At 65.9% G+C, this 18,573-nt stretch carries 16 protein-coding genes; 3 read left to right on the top strand and 13 right to left on the bottom strand.

The window, feature by feature from the left end; genetic code table 11:
• Window positions 1-20: 20 nt before the first annotated feature.
• Together BKM74_RS16550 and BKM74_RS16545 are read right to left on the bottom strand one after the other, a co-directional pair.
• Window positions 21-1,589, bottom strand: coding sequence for a sensor histidine kinase (locus tag BKM74_RS16550; RefSeq protein ID WP_176342582.1), 1,569 nt, complete (start codon window positions 1,587-1,589; stop codon window positions 21-23).
• 86 nt (window positions 1,590-1,675) lie between these two features.
• Window positions 1,676-2,155, bottom strand: coding sequence for an L-2-amino-thiazoline-4-carboxylic acid hydrolase (locus tag BKM74_RS16545; RefSeq protein ID WP_086466815.1), 480 nt, complete (start codon window positions 2,153-2,155; stop codon window positions 1,676-1,678).
• A 156-nt stretch (window positions 2,156-2,311) separates the two neighbouring features.
• On the opposite strand from BKM74_RS16545, the gene BKM74_RS16540 reads away from it, so the two are divergent.
• Genes BKM74_RS16540 through BKM74_RS16530 form a run of 3 tightly spaced genes read left to right on the top strand, consistent with a single transcriptional unit; the run spans window position 2,312 to window position 6,091 of the window.
• Entirely contained in the window at window positions 2,312-3,532 is a 1,221-nt protein-coding gene (locus BKM74_RS16540) for a CoA transferase (protein WP_086466814.1), read from the top strand.
• Window positions 3,533-3,537: 5 nt separating this feature from the next.
• The gene (locus BKM74_RS16535; RefSeq protein ID WP_086466813.1) at window positions 3,538-5,175 is read left to right on the top strand and encodes an amidohydrolase; all 1,638 of its coding nucleotides are present in this window, start codon (window positions 3,538-3,540) and stop codon (window positions 5,173-5,175) included.
• Between the two features lies 1 nt (window position 5,176).
• Complete coding sequence (locus BKM74_RS16530; RefSeq protein WP_176342581.1) at window positions 5,177-6,091, top strand: CobW family GTP-binding protein; 915 nt, start codon at window positions 5,177-5,179, stop codon at window positions 6,089-6,091.
• 3 nt (window positions 6,092-6,094) lie between these two features.
• On the opposite strand, the gene BKM74_RS16525 is transcribed toward BKM74_RS16530, so the two are convergent.
• From BKM74_RS16525 to BKM74_RS16475, 11 genes are all read right to left on the bottom strand, one after another.
• Window positions 6,095-6,601 (bottom strand): PAS domain-containing protein, encoded by a 507-nt coding sequence (locus tag BKM74_RS16525; RefSeq protein WP_086466811.1) that lies wholly within the window; start codon window positions 6,599-6,601, stop codon window positions 6,095-6,097.
• 131 nt (window positions 6,602-6,732) lie between these two features.
• Entirely contained in the window at window positions 6,733-6,852 is a 120-nt protein-coding gene (gene cydX, locus BKM74_RS16520; protein WP_086466810.1) for a cytochrome bd-I oxidase subunit CydX, read from the bottom strand.
• Window positions 6,853-6,864: 12 nt separating this feature from the next.
• Window positions 6,865-8,019: a cytochrome d ubiquinol oxidase subunit II gene (gene cydB / locus BKM74_RS16515; RefSeq protein WP_086466809.1), complete on the bottom strand. Its 1,155-nt coding sequence runs from the start codon at window positions 8,017-8,019 to the stop codon at window positions 6,865-6,867.
• Between the two features lie 5 nt (window positions 8,020-8,024).
• A complete protein-coding gene (locus tag BKM74_RS16510; RefSeq protein ID WP_086466808.1) occupies window positions 8,025-9,617 on the bottom strand; it encodes a cytochrome ubiquinol oxidase subunit I in 1,593 nt (530 codons plus the stop codon).
• Window positions 9,618-9,723: 106 nt separating this feature from the next.
• Entirely contained in the window at window positions 9,724-11,376 is a 1,653-nt protein-coding gene (gene cydC, locus BKM74_RS16505) for a thiol reductant ABC exporter subunit CydC (RefSeq protein WP_176342580.1), read from the bottom strand.
• On the bottom strand, window positions 11,373-13,058 hold the full coding sequence (gene cydD / locus BKM74_RS16500; protein ID WP_086466806.1) for a thiol reductant ABC exporter subunit CydD: 1,686 nt from the start codon (window positions 13,056-13,058) through the stop codon (window positions 11,373-11,375). The genes cydC and cydD overlap by 4 nt, the downstream gene beginning before the upstream one ends.
• Window positions 13,059-13,105: 47 nt before the next feature.
• Window positions 13,106-14,647, bottom strand: a complete 1,542-nt coding sequence (gene pehA / locus BKM74_RS16495; protein WP_086466805.1) for a phosphoric/sulfuric ester hydrolase PehA — start codon at window positions 14,645-14,647, stop codon at window positions 13,106-13,108.
• A 13-nt stretch (window positions 14,648-14,660) separates the two neighbouring features.
• Window positions 14,661-15,557, bottom strand: coding sequence for an ABC transporter permease (locus BKM74_RS16490; protein ID WP_099045582.1), 897 nt, complete (start codon window positions 15,555-15,557; stop codon window positions 14,661-14,663).
• A gap of 2 nt (window positions 15,558-15,559) precedes the next feature.
• Window positions 15,560-16,498, bottom strand: coding sequence for an ABC transporter permease (locus BKM74_RS16485; RefSeq protein ID WP_086466804.1), 939 nt, complete (start codon window positions 16,496-16,498; stop codon window positions 15,560-15,562).
• A gap of 11 nt (window positions 16,499-16,509) precedes the next feature.
• Window positions 16,510-17,505 carry an ABC transporter ATP-binding protein gene (locus tag BKM74_RS16480; protein ID WP_086466803.1) on the bottom strand — a complete coding sequence of 332 codons (996 nt, stop codon included), beginning with the start codon at window positions 17,503-17,505 and terminating at the stop codon, window positions 16,510-16,512.
• Entirely contained in the window at window positions 17,502-18,569 is a 1,068-nt protein-coding gene (locus BKM74_RS16475; RefSeq protein ID WP_217895515.1) for an ABC transporter ATP-binding protein, read from the bottom strand. The genes BKM74_RS16480 and BKM74_RS16475 overlap by 4 nt, the downstream gene beginning before the upstream one ends.
• Window positions 18,570-18,573 lie beyond the last annotated feature (4 nt).

The following is an 18,573-nucleotide window of genomic DNA, read 5'->3' as shown; positions in this document are numbered from 1 at the left end:
TCTTTTGGCCAAGCAGGCCGCTATTGCGCCGCCTGGTTTCGCACCACACGCTCTGCCGGCAGCCAGGCGATGGCGCAGGTGCCCTCGCCCACGGTGCTGCGCAGTTCGATATACCCGCCATGCAGCTCCATGAAACGCTGGGCGAGCGACAGCCCAAGCCCGAGCCCGTGGCTGTTCAGGCCGCTATCCTCAAGCTGCACGAAAGGTTGCATGACCACGCGCAACTTTTCCGGCGGAATCCCCTCCCCAAGATCGGTGACGCGCAGCCCCACGGCGCCATCCGGCGCCATCTCCCAATCGATCGTCACCGGCAGGTCGGACGGCGAATATTTCAGCGCGTTGGAAATCATGTTGGTGAGCACCTGACGCAACAGCCGGGCATCGACATCGACGATCATGTCGAAACCGCCGCCGATCTGCAGCCGTCCATCGTTCGCGCCGCCACTAAAGGCACGGGCGCAGAAACCGATGATCTCGGACAGGACGACCGGTTCCGTCGTCAGCTTGAAATCGCGATGATCCATGCGGCTGAGTTCGAGCACATCGTTGATGATGCCCAGCAGATGCGTCCCTGAATCCAGAATATAGGAGGCATATTCGTTGTAGCGCGGGTTGCCGAGCGGGCCGAAGCTCTCCGCGCGCAATATCTCCGAAAAGCCGATGATCGCGTTCAGCGGTGTCCGCAGCTCGTGGCTCATATGCGACAGGAAGATGGATTTCGCCTGGTTGGCCGCCTCCGCCTCCATCTTCTGCTGGATCAGTGACTGCTCCACCCCATGCTGGTGCAGAATTTCCTGTTCGAGCGCGCGCTGGGCCTGGATGGCGCGGGCCATCGCGCCGATCTCGTCGCGGCGCGCAACCTCTTCTATTGCCTGAGGTTCTGCGCCGGGCAGGCGCTTTGCCACGATATCGGTCACCCTCTTCAGGGGCCGGATGATGCCATAGCCGGAAACCACATAGGCCAGCAGGATCGACAAGGCGATGCCACCGGCGGAAACCGATGCGATAAGCACAATGGCCTGATTGTACCGCCCCTTCACCGATTCCGTCAGCTGTTCAACCTGTTCGGCATTGTAAAGCGCCTCCTGCGCCATCAGCACGTTGAAGGCCTGCCGGTTGCTGCGGTTATCGTAATTATCCCCCATGGCGCGGCTTAATGCCGGATCGACATGCATGCCCAGCCTCGCCAGTTCGCGCCGGAAGGCGACGAATTCCACGGCGGCGGCATTCAGCTCCTCGAAATCGGCGCGCCTGTGCGGTTCCACCAGATGCCGCCACGCCGCCATGTTTTCTTCGATCTTCGTGACGAGCGCCTGGATGCCGATGGCGAACTGCGTCGCGGATTTAGTATCCTCGGACATGTAGACACCGCGCGAATCCATGACGACAGCATAGATCAGCGCATTGGTGTTTTCGCCCAGCATCGCCCGCTCAGCCGCAATCTCGGCCTGCCGCACGACCGCGTTGTAACGCTCCAGCGTGGACAGGGCGATGACTGCAATAGCAATGGAGGCGGCCAGCTGAACGCCGACCACCAGGAAGATTTTCGATGCGATTCCCATGCGACCCAGCAGGTCGATCATGTTCATGAGACGATTCCCACCCATTTTGAATCAGGGTAGGGCGGATTTGGTTAAAAACTCATAAAGACCGCATCAGTTCTTCTGACAAACGGTCATTCTTTCCGGTAGCGAAATCGGAAATCGCAATGGCTGGCGCCCTGCATCACGGTCTGGGTGCGGGTCATCTCGATCTTCGGGTCATAGCCTTCGCACAGCGCCCCGTCACGCTGGCAGGACAGCAGGTGACCGATGGGGCCGAGGCCCATCTCGTGATACATCTCGGCATAGGCGCAGCGGCGGATGTTGAAGTCGAAATTCTCGGCATTCTGCTCCAGCAACTCGAAATCATAGGCGCCGCCCCCCTTCCAGCGCTCGAACAGCACGGCGAAGCTTTCCAGGCTGGTGCCCTCCTTCTCCTCCGCCGCAAAGTCGCGGCCGCTGTCCAGTGCGGCCTGGCGGATCGCCTTGCCCAGCAGCTCCTGCGCCTTTTCCCTGCCCAGCTCGCGTTCCAGCGTCTCGTAGATCGGCTTCACGATGCCGGCCTCGATGCGGCGCTGTTCCAGGATGGTGAGCTTCGGTCGGGACTCGGTCATATCGTTCCTATCCGCTGGGTTGCGTTCGGGGAGCGGCATTGTCGGGCGAGCCGCCCGCCCTGTGCAAGACCGCATGTTAAATCGATATGGACAGGCCGGCATACCGACCGGCTATGCTTGCCGCGCACGAAAATCCGCAACGGGGGGAACAGATAAGTGCCAGGCGTCCTGAACAATCTGCGTGTCGTCGAGGTATCGGCCTATGTCGCGGCCCCGCTGGGCGGCATGACGCTGGCCCAGCTCGGCGCCGATCTCATCCAGATCAGCCCGAAATCCGGGCGCATCGACTATAATCGCTGGCCGCAGACCGACGATGGCAGGAGCCTCTACTGGGCCGGGCTGAACAAGGCCAAGCGCTCGATCCGCATCGACCTCGCCCGCCCCGAGGGGCAGGAACTGGCGACCTCCCTCATCGCCGGGCAGCCGGGCGATGGCGGTGGCATCCTGATGACCAACCTGCCCTCGCGCGGCTGGATGTCCTATGAGGCGCTGAAGCAGCGCCGCGACGATCTGATCATGCTGAAGCTTACCGGCAATCACGATGGCTCGGCGGCGGTCGATTACACGGTCAACTGCGCCAGCGGCTTCCCGATGGTCACCGGCGACGGCACCCGCCCCCTCAACCACGCCATCCCGGTCTGGGACATCGCGACCGGCCTCTATCTCGCCACCGGCACGCTGGCGGCGGTGCAGCACCGGCAGGCGACCGGCAAGGGCCAGGAAGTCTCCATCGCCCTGTCGGATGTCATGCTGGCGACGGTCGGCAATCTCGGCTACATCGCCGAGGTGCAGCTGACCGACCGGCAGCGCCCGGCCATCGGCAACCACCTGTATGGCGGCTTCGGCCGGGATTTCGCGACAAAGGACGGGCGCGCCGTGATGGTCGCCGCCTTCTCCGACCGGCAATGGCAAAGCCTGCTGCGCGCCACCGGCACGGAAGAGCGCATGCCACATGTCGCCGCCGCGATGGGCGTCGATCTGTCCGACGAGGCCGGGCGCTATGCCGCGCGCGACGCCATTGCCGCCGTGCTGGCGCCCTGGTTCGCGGCGCGCACGCTGTCTGATATCCGCCAGGCCTTGGAGGGCAGCGGCGTGCTGTGGGGGCCGTTCCAGGATTTCCGCCAGCTGGTTGCGGAGGATGTGCGCTGCTCCACCGCCAACCCGCTGTTCCGCGAGGCGGCGCAGCCTGGCATCGGACGCTATCTGACGCCGCATATCCCGCTGTCCTTCGGCGCCGCGCCGCATGGCGACATCGTGCCCGCCCCGGCGCTTGGCCAACATAGCGAGGCCGTGCTGGCCGAGGTACTGGGCCTGTCCTCAGGCGCGATCGGCAAGCTGTTCGATAGCGGCCTCGTCGCCGGGCCGGAACAGGAGTGACGGCGATGATCACCATTTTCGAGGCGCGCAATATCCTGACCATGAACCCGGCCCGGCCGCTGGCGACCCATGTAGCGGTGCGCGACGGGCGTATCCTCGGCGCCGGCCGGCTGGAGGAGCTGACCGGCTGGGGCGAGCACCGGATCGACCGGCAGTTCGCCGACAAGGTGCTGATGCCGGGGCTGGTCGAGGGGCACAGCCATATCTCCGAGGGCGTGTTCTGGCAGTCGGTCTATTGCGGCTATTTCGACCGCATGGACCCGGACGGAAAAATCTGGCCGGGCTTGACGAGTGTCGATGCCGTGCTGGACCGGCTGCGCGAGGCCGAGCGGAAGCTCGACGATCCGGCGAAGCCGCTGACCGGCTGGGCGCTGGACCCGATCTATTTCGGCAGCGCCCGCATCGGCCGCGCCGATCTCGACAAGGTCTCGACCGAGCGCCCCATCGCGGTCATGCATGCCAGCGGCCATATCCTAAGCGTGAACAGCAAGGCACTGGAACTGGCCGGCTTCCTGCGCACCGGCATAAACCATCAGGGCGTGCCGCTGGATGCGGAAGGTCTGCCCACCGGCGAATTGAAGGGACCGGAGGCGATGATGCCGGTCGGCCGTCATGCCGGCTTCGACCGCGAGGCACAGGCCGGCGACGAGACCGGCCTGCGGCAGTTCGCCCGGCTGTGCGTGCGCAAGGGTGTGACCACCGCCACCGACCTTGCCAATCTGCTGCCGGACAAGGCGGTGGCGATGATGCGCCGCGTCACCGGCGAGGACCGGTTCCCGGTCCGAATCGCCTCCTTCCGGCGGTTCGTCGGCATGACGCCGGCGGCGCTGATCGAGCACGCCGTGGCGCTGAAAGGCCAAAGCACCGACCGGCTGCGGCTGGGCGGCATCAAGCTGTTTGCCGACGGCTCGATCCAGGGATTCTCCGCGCGGCTGCGCTGGCCCGGCTATTACAATGGCCAGCCGAACGGGTTGTGGTACGTGACACCGGAGCAGCTGGCCGAGGCGCTGGAGCTGGCGCTGGCCAACGACATCCTGGCGCATATCCACACCAATGGCGACGAGGCGACGGAGCTGATGCTGGACACGCTGGAGGCCGTGCTGCGGCGCCAGCCCGGCCCCGATCACCGCTTCACCCTGCAGCATTGCCAGCTGGCCGATGCCGCGCAGTTCCGCCGCATGAAGGCGCTGGGTCTGTGTGCCAACCTGTTCCCCAACCATCATTTCTACTGGGGCGACCAGCATTACGCGATCACCGTCGGTCCGGAGCGTGCGGAGCGCATGAATGCCTGCGCCACCGCGCTGGCAACGGGCGTGCCGCTGGCGATCCATTCCGACGCGCCGGTGACGCCGCTGGGGCCGCTCTTCACCGCCTGGGCCGCCGTGAACCGGATCACCGCCAGCGGCCGCGTTCTGGGTGCGGCGGAACGCATCTCCGTCGCCGACGCGCTGCGTACCATCACGCTGGGGGCGGCCTATACGCTGAAGCTGGATGGTGAGGTCGGCTCCATCGAGACCGGAAAGCGCGCGGATTTCGCGGTGCTGGAAGACGATCCCACGGAAATCGCGCATGAATCGCTGAAGGATGTCCGGGTCTGGGGCACGGTGCAGGATGGCCGGGTCTTCGCCGCGTCCGACATCTGAGGTGCCGCCGCTTCCCGTTACCGTGATCGGCGGCTATCTGGGCGCCGGCAAGACGACGCTGGTGAACCATCTGCTGCGCCACCCGGAAGGCCGGCGGCTGGCGGTGCTGGTGAACGAGTTCGGCGATCTGCCGATCGATGCCGACCTGATCGAGCGCCGCGACGAGGACATGATCGCCATCGCCGGTGGCTGTGTGTGCTGCAGCTATGGCAGCGACCTGATCGAAGCGCTGGAGCGCCTGCTGACCCTCGATCCGCGCCCGGACCATCTGCTGATCGAGGCCAGCGGCGTTGCCCTGCCCGGCGGCATCGCCAGCTCTCTGACCCTGCTCATGGGCTACCGGCTGGACGCCGTGCTGGTACTGGCCGATGCCGAGACGATCCGTGCCCGCGCGGCCGACCGCTACCTCGGCGATACCATCGCACGACAGCTGGCCGACGCCGACCTGGTGCTGCTGAACAAGGCCGATCTCGTCTCCTCGGATTATCTTGCCGAAACCTGGGAATGGCTGGCCGGGGCGTCGCCCCGCGCCCGCATCGTCACGGCGACCAAAGCCGCGCCGCCCGCAGACCTCGTGCTGGGCGTCGCGACGGAGCGCCTGCCCGCATATGAGCATGCGCACCATCACCACAGCGCCGGCTATGACACGGTCAGCTTTCCGGTGACGGCACCAGTCGATGCGGAGGCCCTGGCACGCGCCCTTGCCGACCCGGCGCTGGAGTTGCTGCGCGCCAAGGGCTTCGTGCCGGTCGCGGATGGCAGATTGCGGACGATCCAGACCGTCGCGCAGCGCTGTAGCATCTCTGCCGCGCCCGCCGGACTCGCGGGACCAGGGCGGCTGGTCGCCATCGCCCTGCCTGGCCGGCTCGACCGTCAGGCCATCCAGCGCGCTATCGCGACTGCCGGCACCGGCTGAGGGTCATTTCACCTCGACACCGTCCGAGTGGAACATGATCGAGAGGATCATCAGCAGATCGACCGCCGCACCATCCCTGGCGAAGGGCAGTATCAGATTCTGAACGAAGCGGTGCTCGCGGTCATGAACGAAGGCGACCCGGCCGAAGCGATAGGTCGCCCGGCCCGATTCGACGGTTGCCAGATAGCGGCTGGCAATATCGGGGCGTGTCCGGAAGGCATCGTGAACTTCATCGAGCCAGCGGCCCGTCGGATCCATGCCCAGAGTCTCGACCTCCATGGTGCCCGCCATGCGGTATCGGAACCGGGGGCCGGGCTGGACAACATCCAGCATCCAGACACGCGGCATAATGCGCGCGATATCCAGCGGATCGAAATGCTGCCGGCCAGGCAGATGGCCAGGTGGCGTTATCCCCTGCCAGTAATCGTGAAAGCGGGCTATGTCCGGGTGCCAGTACGTCCGGTCAGTACCGTCCTCGACAAACATCCAGCCATCGGTGAGCCCTTCCATGAAACCTCCCCGGTATTTTCAGGAATCCTAATACCGAAATAGGTTTATGGATAGTTAACTAATAATTCTCCCAAAGACCAAAAGGATTTAGGGCAATTATTATTTACGAACGTTTCTTATGGAATTTCCTGTCAGGGTATATCAGAGCCCTCTTTCTTACGGTCTTCTTCCATCAGTTCAAACCACATCGCGTTCAGGATGGCGAACGCTGCCGCCAGCGGCAGGCCCAGCAACCAGGCGAAATACCACATCGCAGTCTCTCCTCAGTAAGCCGTGTCCTGGCTGTCCTCGATATCCTTGGCGGTCACCTTGCCCCACAGCACTTTGTACACCCAGCTCGTATAGACCAGGATCAGCGGCAGGAAGATCACCGTCGCCACCAGCATGTTGAACAGGGTCGAATGGCTGGAGCCGGAATCCCACACCGTAAGGCTGGAGCGCGGATCGATGGAGCTGGGCAGGATGAACGGGAACATCGACAGGCCAACCGTCGAGATGATCCCGACCACGCTGAGCTTGGAGAACAGGAAGGTCGAAACCTCCCGCTGCCGTGCGAGGCCCAGCAATGCACCCAGCGCGCCCAGGAAGCCCAGCGCCGGGGCAATCAACATCCAGGGATGCGCGCCGTAATTGGTGAACCAGGCGCCGGCCTCCACCGCTACCTGCTTGCGCAGCGGGTTGCTGGCCATGTCCGGCGTGATGCCGGACAGGATGCGGTAGCCGTCGATGCCGAGCCAGACCCACACACCGCCCAGCGCGAACAGCACGATCACCGCGATCGCCGCCAGCATGCCGAAAGTTCGCGCGCGCACTGCGACCATGCCCGTGGCCTTCAGCCCCAGCCAGGCGCCGCCATGCATCAGCAGCATCGCCACGCTGAGCAGCCCGCACAGCAGTGCGAACGGATTCAGCAGGCCGAAGAAGCCGCCCTCATAGAAGGACCGCAACTCGTCGCTCAACCGGAAGGGGACGCCCTGCAACACGTTGCCGACGGCCACGCCGAACACCAGCGCCGGTACGAAGCCGCCGATGAACAGCGCCCAGTCCCAGGTCGAGCGCCAGCGCGGATCTTGCCGCTTCGAGCGGTACTTGAAGGCGACCGGCCGCAGGATCAATGCCGCCAGGATCAGGAACATGGCGATGTAGAAACCGGAGAAGCTGACGGCGTAGAGCGGTGGCCAGGCGGCAAAGATCGCGCCGCCCCCCAGAATGAACCAGACCTGGTTGCCTTCCCACACCGGGGCGATGGTGTTGATGGCGATCCGCCGCTCCATGTCGGTGCGGGCGGCGAAGGGCAGCAGCGTGCCCACGCCCATATCGAAACCGTCGGTGACGGCGAAGCCGATCAGCAGCACGCCCAGCAGCACCCACCAGGTCAGCTTCAGCGTATCGTAGTCGATGAATTCGTAAAGGATCATGACCGTTACTCCGCCGGTGCCGGGACAGGAGAGGTAGTGGGCCGGCGCTGCATGCCCTCGGCATCCAGCGGCCCTTCAGGCTGCGGCCCTTTGCGGATGTATTTCACCATCAACGCCACCTCGACCACCGCCAGCACCGTATAGAACAGCGCGAACCCGGCAATCGTGAACAGCACCTGGCCGATCCCCAGCGAGGAGACCGCGTAGGCGGTCGGCAGCATGCCCTCGATCACCCAGGGCTGGCGGCCATACTCGGCGACGAACCAGCCAAGCTCGGCCGCAACCCAGGGCAGCGGGATCGACCAGACGGCGACCCAGAGCAACCAGCGCCGCTTGTCGAGCTGCTGCGTCGAGGAAAGATAGAAGAACACGCCCGTCAGCAGGATGAAGAAGAAGCCCAGTCCGACCATGATGCGGAAAGACCAGAACAGCGGGAACACACGGGGCACCGTGTCCCAGGCCGCCTTTTCGATCTGCTCCGGCGTCGCCTCCGCCGGATCGTCGATGTAGCGTTTCAGCAGATAGGCATAGCCGAGATTGCGGCCATTCTCCTCGAACTGCGCGGCCACCGCCGGATGCGTTTCGCCCGGCGGATTGCTGCGGATATCGTTCAGCGCTGTATAGGCCAGGATGCCGCTGCGCACGCGGCGTTCGGATTCCACCACCAGCTCCTCGATGCCCGGCACCTCGCGGGTGAGCGACCGCGTGGAGATCAGGCCCAGCACATAGGGCACATGGATCGCATAATGCGTCTCGCGCGCTTCCTGGTCCGGAAAGCCGACAATGGTGAACCCTGCCGGCGCCGGCTCGGTCCGCCACATGCCTTCCATCGCCGCCAGCTTCATGCGCTGATGCTGGGTGGCGGCATAACCGCTCTCGTCACCCAGCACCACGACACTGAGCGCCGAGGCCAGGCCGAAGCTCGCCGCCACCGCCATCGACCGCTTGGCCAGCGCGACATGCCGCCCCTGCAGCAGATACAGGGCGCTGACGCCCAGCACGAAGATCGAGGCGGTGACATAGCCGGCGGAGACGGTGTGCACGAACTTCGCCTGCGCCACCTCGTTGAACAGCACCTCGTAGAAGCTGACGATCTCCATCCGCATGGTCTCGGGATTGAACGCCGCCCCCACCGGATTCTGCATCCAGCCATTGGCGATCAGAATCCACAGCGCGGAAAAGTTGGACCCGATGGCGACCAGCCAGGTGGTCATCAGATGCTGGCGCTTGGACAGCTTCTCCCAGCCGAAGAAGAACAGCCCGACAAAGGTCGCCTCCAGGAAGAAGGCCATCAGCCCCTCGATGGCCAGCGGCGCGCCGAACACATCACCGACATAATGGCTGAAATAGCTCCAGTTCATGCCGAACTGGAACTCCATGGTGATGCCGGTGGCCACGCCCAGGGCGAAATTGATGCCGAACAGCAGGCCCCAGAATTTCGTCATCTGCCGCCAGATCACACGGTCGGTCATCACATAGACCGTCTCCATGATGGCGATCAGGACGGACAGGCCGATGGTCAGCGGCACGAAAAGGAAATGGTACATCGCTGTCATGGCGAACTGCAGGCGAGACAGCGCAACGATATCGAGTTCCATGGCGGTCCTATCTTTGCGACTTCGCAGATAAAATGCGCGTCTTCTCGCTGGAAGCCCATGCGACCGATTTGCCCTGGGACATTTTTTCCGGCGCGCTCGTGTATATTCAGCTTGCCATATCAAGGCGCAGGACGCGATGCGCTTTGGCCGCCTCCTCCGGGCGGTGCGTCGCCAGCAGCACGATCTTTCCCTTGGCCGCCGCGAGGATGTCGTCCAGAACGGCGGCCGCAAGCGCCCGGTCCAGCCCTTCCGTCGGTTCGTCCAGCAGCCAGATAACCGGGTCGATCAGAATCAGCCGGGCGAGCGCCAACCGCCGCCGTTCGCCGCCAGACAAACCGATCCCTTCATCGCCCAGCACCGTTTCCAGCCCCCGTGGCAGACGACGGATCGCCTGTTCCAGCCCGGCACGGCGCAGCGCCTGCCAGAGCGCGGCCTCGTCGGCATCCGGTCGAGCGAGGCGCAGATTGCCGGCGATGCTGTCACGAAACAGCTCCGTGCGCTGGCCGAGCAAGCCGACCGTCCGGCGCAGATCCGGCTCTGCAATGGAGTCCAGCGCCTGCCCGCCAATCAGGATGTGGCCAGAGCTTGGCATGTGCATCCCGGCGACCAGTCCCAGCAGCGTCGATTTGCCCGACCCGCTGGGGCCGACCAGCGCGACGCATTCGCCCGGCTGGATATTGTCGGTGATCCCGTTCAGGACCGGATGGCGGCCCGGCGCATAGCGGAAGCTCACCGCCTCCAGCGTCAGCGGCCCGCCCAACAGCCTGCCCGGCGTAACCGGCAAGCGCTGTGCGCCAGCGGCATAAGGAACAATGCGCCGGGCAGCCAGAATGGTGCGGCCCAGCTCGAACAGGCCACGCCGCAGCAGGGTGAGCGCCTCTGTCGCGCCCAGCACCAGCAGCAGGACCATCGCCAGCAGCGCGCCGTCAATCTGACCGTCGCGTAGCAGCACGGCACCGCGCCACAGGGCGAAAGCCAGTGCCGCCTGCCCGGCGACGAACAGGCTGGCCCCGGCCAGTGTCTCCTGCCGGTTGATCGCCAGCGAAGCCGCCTCGGCAACCCCATGCGCTTTGCCGATAGCGTCGCGCTGCGCCGCCAGCCTGCCGGCCATGGCGAGTTCCACCTGGCCGCGTGACAGATCGACGGTCCGCAGGCGCAAGGCGCGTTCGCCCACGGTCAGCCGGCGTGCGGCGCGGCGCGTCGCATAGCCCAGCAGGGCCGGCAGCAGAATGCCGGTCAAGGCCAGCAGCGCGCCGACGCCCAGCGCCAGCCAGATATCCAGGGCCAGCAACAGGCCGGACAGCGCGGCGATGACCGTCAATGCCGACAACAGCGGCACGGCGAGGCGCAGATAGAGCGCGTCCAGCAGGTCGATATCGCCGGTCAGGCGTTGCAGGAAATCGCCACCGCGAATCCGCGCGAGGCTGGAGAAATCATGCGTCAGCAGGCTGCCGAAGACGGTGACCCGTAATTTCGCCAGGAAGCGCAGCGTCGCCTCGTGCGTCACCACCCGCTCGCCATAGCGGCCGGCAGTGCGCAGGATCGCCAGGAAGCGGATGCCGGCACTCGGGCTGAAGAAGTTGAAGGCAAGCCCCAGCCCCGCCGCCCCGGCCAGCGCGGTCGCCGCAATGAACCAGCCAGCCAGCGCCAGCAGGCCGATGCCGGCGGCAAGGCTGAGGATGGCGAGCGCCAGCCCCATAAGGAACCACCAGGGGTGGCCGCGCCAGAACAGTCCCAGGATCGAGAGCAGCGCCTTCATGCCATTCGCCATCCTTGCGGCAGCCTTACGATCCGGTCGCAACGCGCCGCCAGCGCCTCGTCATGGGTGGCGAGAATCAGCATGCGGCCGGCACTCAGCCGGAACAGCCCGTCCGCGACAGCCGCCGCCGTTTCCCCATCCAGATGCGCGGTCGGCTCGTCAGCCAGGATGATCTCCGCCCCGCGCAGCGCGGCGCGCGCCACCGCCAGCCGCTGCCCCTCGCCGCCGGATACACCCTGCCCGGCCTCGCCCAGCAGGGTGGCATCGCCCTGCGGCAAGCGCGCTACAACAGCCTCGGCCGAGGCAAGACGCAGTGCGTCCTCGATATCGGTACGGGTTCGTCCGGGCCGGTCCAGAGTCAGGTTGCGGCGCAGGCTGCCATGCAGGAAATAGGGCCGCTGCCCGACCCAGGCCAGCCTGGCCCGCCAGCCATCGGCGGTGGCATCGGTCAATGCCTGCCCGGCCACCTGGACCGTGCCGGCATCGGCGCGCAGCAATCCGGCGATCAGCGCCAGCAGGGTCGATTTTCCCGACCCGCTGGGGCCGACCAGCGCCACCCGTTCGCCGGGCGCTATCTCCAGCTCCATCCCCTCCAGCACGGCAGCATCGCCATACCCCGCCCGCAGCCCGGAAATCCGGATATTGGCCGGACCGTCCAGCGGTGCCGACGCGGCACCGGTGCCCAGCAAGGCAGGACGTCCGGACTCCAGAATACCGGTTACCGTCTCGCCAGCGGCCTCGGCGGCAGCGCGGTCGTGATAGCTGGCCGCGAAATCCCGCATCGGCAGGAAGAAATCCGGCGCCAGCAGCAGGATGAACAGACCCTCGGCTAGTGTCAGCGGCGCGTCATAAGCACCGAACCGCAGATAGCCCAAAAGGCTGAATCCGACATAGACCGCCACCAGCGCCACACCAATTGCGGCGAACAGCTCCAGCACCGCCGAGGACAGGAAGGCCAGCCGCAGCACCCGCATGGTGCCGATGCGCAGCGCCTCCGCCGCCTGTTCCAGCCGGGCAAGCGCCTGCCCGCCCGCCCCTAGCAGGCGGATCGTCGTCACCCCCTGCAGCCGGTCCAGCAGATAGGCATTCATCGAGTTCAACTCGGCAAACTGCCGCTCGCTGGCAATCCGCGCACGTCGACCGATCAGCGCCATAAAGATCGGGATCAGCGGCCCCGCCAGCAGCAGCGCCAGGGATGCGGCCCAGGAGACCGGCAGCACCGCCAGCGCGATGGCGGCCGGCACCAGCGCCACCTTCAGCCGCGCCGGCTGGTAGCGGGTCAGCCAGGGCCCCAGCGCGCCAACATGATCAGTCAGGGTCGCGGCAGCCTGCCCGGCGGCCACGCGTCCGGAATCGAATGGCGATTGCCGGGCCAGGGCGGCAGCCAGTGCCCCACGCAGCCGGCCTTGCACCGCCAGTGCCGATCTTGTCGCCAGCCGCCCGGCCTGCAGCGTCAGCAGGCTGCGCAGCAAGGCGATCGCCAGAAAGCCGGCCAGATAGAACGGCAGATCATCCGCCATTTCGACGCTGAAAATCAGGCCGTCAATCGCGATTGCCAGCAGCGCCGCCGCGGGAATCCACAGCAGCGCCGCCAGCACCTCCATCCGGGCGGCCAGGCGTGCGCCGGCCCCCTCCGCCCCGGTGAGATGATCCAGATGCTCCTGCTTCGGCGTCCCGCTCATGCCCTTGTTATAGCGGACTTGTCGCTATCGACCAGAGCGGGAGATGCCTACAGCCGCAGCATCAGCCCTTCCGGTGTCGCCGCATAGCCGGTCAGCGTGCGTTCCGCATGGGTCAACCGCCAGTTCAGCATGCGCTGGGCATAATCCCGCACGGTTACCGCATGCGCCGGATCCTCGGCCAGATTGTGGAACTGTCCGGGATCGTTTTTCAGGTCGAACAGCAGCGGCGGCAGCGCCGCGAAATGCACGTATTTCCAGCTCTCGTCCTGCACCACGGCCAGCGCGCACTGGTCCATGGTCAGGCCCAGCGGTTCCTCCGGCTTGGAATAGAACACATTGCGGAAATCGAACTCATAATGCACCTCACGCCGCCAATTATCCGGCGCCCCGCCATCGCGCAGGAAGGGCAGCAGGGAATGGCCATCGCAGGCGCGCGGACACTCCTGGCCGATCCATTCCAGCACGGTCGGCATCAGATCGACCGATTCGGTGAATTGGCGCACGATCTGGCCGCGCGTGCCATTGGCGCTGGCATCGGGGTCGCGCACGATCATCGGGATGTGGAAGCTCTGGTCGAAATAGCCGAGCTTGCCCAGCAGGTGATGGTCGCCCAGCTGCTCGCCATGGTCGCAGGTCAGGATGATCAGCGTGTCATCCCACTGGCCGCTGTCCTTCAGATGCTGGAACACGCGGCCGAGATGGACGTCGATCTCCTCCATCAGCCCGTAATAGCTGGCGCGCATCTGGCGCACCTCGCCCTCGTCCATGTCGGCGCCCAGCCCCTCGCCATTCTCGAAGAAGCTCTTGCGCTTCACCGAGTCCAGATAGAAGCGCAGCATCGGGTGCTGCTTCGCCTCCTCCTCGGCACTGGCGGCGCGCAGCGGTGGCGGGCAGTCGGCGGGGTCGAACATGTCGTGATAGGGTGCGGGTGCCGCGAAGGGCGGATGCGGCCGCCAATAGCCCAGATGCAGGAACCAGGGCTTGTTGTTGGCGCCCCGGATATAATCGAGGCCGCGGTCGGTAAACCACACCGTGTCCGACAGCTCCGCCGGAATGCGGCTCGGCTTGCGGGTCGCCCCGATCTCGCCCGGCGCCAGATCCTGCGGCAGCCAGATATCCCAGGGATTGTCCGGCAGCTTATAGCCGTTCGCCGCCACCCAGGAGAAATAGGCCTCCATCTTCAGCCCCCAGGAGCCGACCGGCCGCCAGCCATCCATCAGATCGCCCAGCACCTTGAAGCGCGGGTCTTCCGCCGCCACCTCGCGCGGGTCGGGCGTTGTGGTGGTGTAGCCGACGATAGCCGGGTCATAGCCCTTCTTGCGCGCCTCCTTGGCGACATTGCTGTGGCGCGCATCCAGCGGGATGGTGTTCTGCACCGCCCGGTGGTTCATCATGTACAGGCCGGTCAGCAGGCTGGCCCGCGCCGGGCCGCAGGGCACCGCCTGGGTATAGTGCCGGGCGAAGGTGACGCCCTCCGCCGCCAGGGAAGCGATGTTCGGGGTCTTCACCACCGGATGGCCCAGCATCGGCAGCGTGTCGCCGCGCCACTGGTCCACCACGATCAACAGCACATTCTTGCGCTTGCTCATTTTATCCTCGGATTTAACGCAGGGTGGGATCAAGCCGGTCGCGCAGCCAGTCGCCGACCATACTGATGGAGAAGGTCGTCAGAACGATCACAGCACTGGGGGCAAGCAGAATCCAGGGGGCGGATTGCAGATATTCCCGGCCATAGCCCACCATATTACCCAGGCTGGTCATCGGCGGCTGCACGCCGAGCCCCAGGAAGGACAGGCCGGATTCCAGCAGGATCACCTCCGGGAAGGTCAGCGTGACGCTGACGATCAGCGTGCTGGCGATGTTCGGCAGCACATGCAGCCCATAGACGCGCAAGGGCGACGCGCCGATGTCGCGCACGGCGGCGGCATAGCCCTGCTCGTTGGCGGCGATGGTCAGGCCACGGGCGATGCGGGCCGCGCGCTCCCAGCCATAGAAGCCCATCAGGCAGATGAACAGCGTCAGCGTGTTGCCGAAGAAGGCCAGCACCGCCAGCGCGATGATCATGAACGGCATCGAGGCCTGGAAGTCGATCAGCGTCAGCACAACCTGCTCGACCCAGCCGCGGAAATGCGCCGCGATGAAGCCCAGCAGCACGCCGATGGTGGCGGACAGGATGGTACTGGCGAAGGCGATCAGCAGACTGATGCGGATCGATATGATCAGACGGGACAGCACGTCGCGGCCCAGCTCGTCGGTGCCCAGCGGATGCGCCCAGGTGCCGCCCATGAACACCGGCGGCGCGAGCCGCGCCTTCAGGTCAAGCGCGCTGAACACATAGGGAGTCAGCAAATCCGCCAGCAGTGCCACCACCAGCATGGCGACGATCCAGGCGCCGCCGAACAGGACCAGCGGCGGGTAGGCCTCCAGAAAGCGGGACAGCTTGCCGCGTTCGGCCGGAGCTGCTTCGGCGGCGGGTGACGTGGTTTCAATGCTGGCCATGATCAGCCCCCCGCCTTCACGGTGCGGCCGCTGCGCAGGCGTGGATCGATCCAGCCATACAGCGCATCGACGACCAGGTTGGAGGTTACCATGCAGGCCGCGACCAGCAGCAGGATGGCCTGCACCACGGCCAGGTCGCGGTTGGCAACGGCGGAGACCAGCAGCCGCCCCACGCCGGGCCAGGAGAACACGCTCTCCACCACCACCGCGCCGGCGATCAGGCTGCCGACCATGAAGCCGACGATGGTGACGGTCGGGATCGCCGCGTTCGGCAGCGCATGGCCGGTAACCACCAGCCGCCACACCAGCCCCTTGGCGGAGGCTGTACGGATATAGGGCTGGCCCAGCACCTCCAGCATCGCCGAGCGGGTGAAGCGCGCCAGCACCGCCGCCCCGCCCATGCCCAGCGTCACCGCCGGCAGGATGGCGTGCATCGGGCTGGTAAAGCCGCCACTGGGCAGCCAACCGAGATTGACCGCGAAGATCAGCACCAGCACCAGCCCCAGTACGAAGCTGGGCACGGTGTAGCCGGCAACCGACAGGCTCATCACCAGCCGGTCTGTCAGCGAGTTGCGGTTCAGCGCCGCGAAGATGCCGGCCGGGATGCCGATCAGCAGCTTCAGCGCGAAGGCCGGCAGGGTGATCGCCAGCGTCGCCGGGATGCGTTCCAGCACCAGATCAATAGCCGGGCGGCCGTCGCGCATCGACTGGCCGAGATTGCCCTCCAGAATATTCACGAAATATCCCAGATATTGTTTCCATAAGGGTGCATCCAGCCCCCAGCCCTGGCGGAACGCCTCCAGCGCCTCGGGCGGCGCATCGGGCGACAGGATCAGCAGGGCGGGATCGCCGGACAGGCGCAGGATAATGAAGGCGAAGCTGAGCACCAGAAAGATGGTGATCAGGGCCCGCGCCCCGCGCGAAGCGAGATAGCGCAGCATGGACCGTCTCCTTATGCCGTGCCGATGGGGGAAAGCAGATGGCAGGCCGCCTTGCGCCCGCCGCCGATATCGGCCAGACGCGGCGTCACCGACCGGCAGGCGGAGGTGGCGTGCGGGCAGCGCGGATGAAAGGCGCAGCCGGACGGCACGTTCACCGGGTTCGGCGGATCGCCTTCCAGCACGATGCGCTGATAGCCTTCGCGCCGCCACGGCGACGGGATCGCCGAAACCAGTGCCTGGGTATAGGGATGTGCCGGTTCCTGGAACAGCACCTCGGGATCGCCCTGCTCGACGATGCGGCCCAGATACATGACCGCCACCTCGTGGCTGACCTGGCGCACCACCTTCAGATCGTGGCTGATGAACAGGAAGGCGACGTTGAAACGCTCCTGCAGATCAAGCAACAAATTGATGACCTGCGCCTGGATGGAGACGTCCAGCGCCGAGATCGGCTCGTCGCAGACCAGCAGGCTTGGCTCCAGGATCAGCGCCCGGGCCAGAACCACGCGCTGGCGCTGACCGCCCGACAATTCATGCGGGAAACGCTCGAACAGATGCGGCGTCAGCCCGACGGCGGCCATCAGGTCGCGCGCCTTCTCGCGGCGTTCGGCCGGGGTGCCGATCTTGAACACGGTCAGCGGCTCCATCACCTGCGCCACCACTGGCAACCGGCGGTCGAGCGCGCCCAGCGGGTCCTGATAGACCATCTGCATGCGCTGGCGCAGCGCCCGCCAATCCGCGTTGCGCCGGGCCGGCACTGTCGTGCCCTCGAAGCGCACCGCCCCCGCCGTTGGCGGCAACAGCCCCAGCACCAGCTTCGCCGTGGTCGATTTACCGCAGCCCGATTCGCCGACCACGCCCAGCGTGCGCCCCGACTCCACGGAGAAGGAGACACCATCGACCGCCTTCAACGTGGCCGGCTGGCCGAACATCCCACCCAGCCCCTTGCCGGGCACGCGCACCGGAAAATGCCGGGTCAGGTTCTCGACAGTCAGAAGATCGCTCATAGGCTGTCCACCTTCAGGCAGGCGACCTGGTGGGTCTTTTCGATGAAACCGAGGCCCGGCACTTCAGCGCCGCAGCTTTCCTCGGCATGGACGCAACGCGGGCGGAAGCTGCAGCCGCCGGGCAGCTTGCCGGGTTCCGGCACGGTGCCGGGGATCGCCTCCAGCCGGCGCTGCGGCGCATCGAGATCGGGCAGCGCCGCCAGCAATCCCCGCGTGTAGGGATGGCTGGGATTGGCGAAGAGCTGTTTCGTCGGCGCCGATTCCACGACGCGGCCGGCATACATCACCATGACGCGCTCGCAGATATCGGCGATGACGCCCAGATCGTGCGAGATCAACGCCATCGCCATGCCGCTGTCGCGGCGGATTTCGCGTAGGAGGTCGAGAATTTGCGCCTGGATGGTGGCATCCAGCGCGGTGGTCGGCTCGTCGGCGATCAAAAGGTCAGGCTCGCCAGCCAGCGCCATCGCGATCATCACACGCTGGTTCATGCCGCCGGACAGTTCGTGCGGATAGGCGTTCAGCCGCTGGCCCGGATTCGGAATATGCACCCGGTCGAGCAGCCGGATCGCCTCCGCCTTCGCCGCCTGCCCGGTCAGCCCGCGATGCAGTGCCAGTGCCTCGGTCAGCTGCTGGCCGATGCGGTGCACCGGATTGAGCGAGGAAGCCGGGTCCTGGAAGATCATGGCGATGCGCTTGCCGCGGATGCGCGCCATCGAACGGTCGGAGAAATCGATGATCGGCGCACCGTCCAGCGACACCGTGCCGCCGATCCTGGCCTTCTTGCCCAGCAGCCGCAGCACCGCCAGCCAGGTCACCGACTTGCCGCAGCCGGATTCGCCGACGATGCCGATGGTTTCGCCTGGCCGCACTTCCAGATCGATGCCGTGCAGCACCGGCACATGACGCTTGCCATCATCGAAGGCGACGGTAAGACCAGCGATACGCACCAGCGGATCGCCGCCTGTTGTCGTTTCGGCCGGGCGTGCCGCGACGGCGGCCGGGGTCATCCCCCGCACCGCCGCCGCGCCGCCATTCGGCCCGACGAAGTCGAGCGTACTCATGACG

The sequence above is a fragment of the Oceanibaculum nanhaiense genome (assembly GCF_002148795.1).
GTDB lineage: Bacteria > Pseudomonadota > Alphaproteobacteria > Oceanibaculales > Oceanibaculaceae > Oceanibaculum > Oceanibaculum nanhaiense.
The sequence above is the reverse complement of the archived record's forward strand: the minus strand, read 5'-3'. Positions and strand labels throughout refer to the sequence as shown.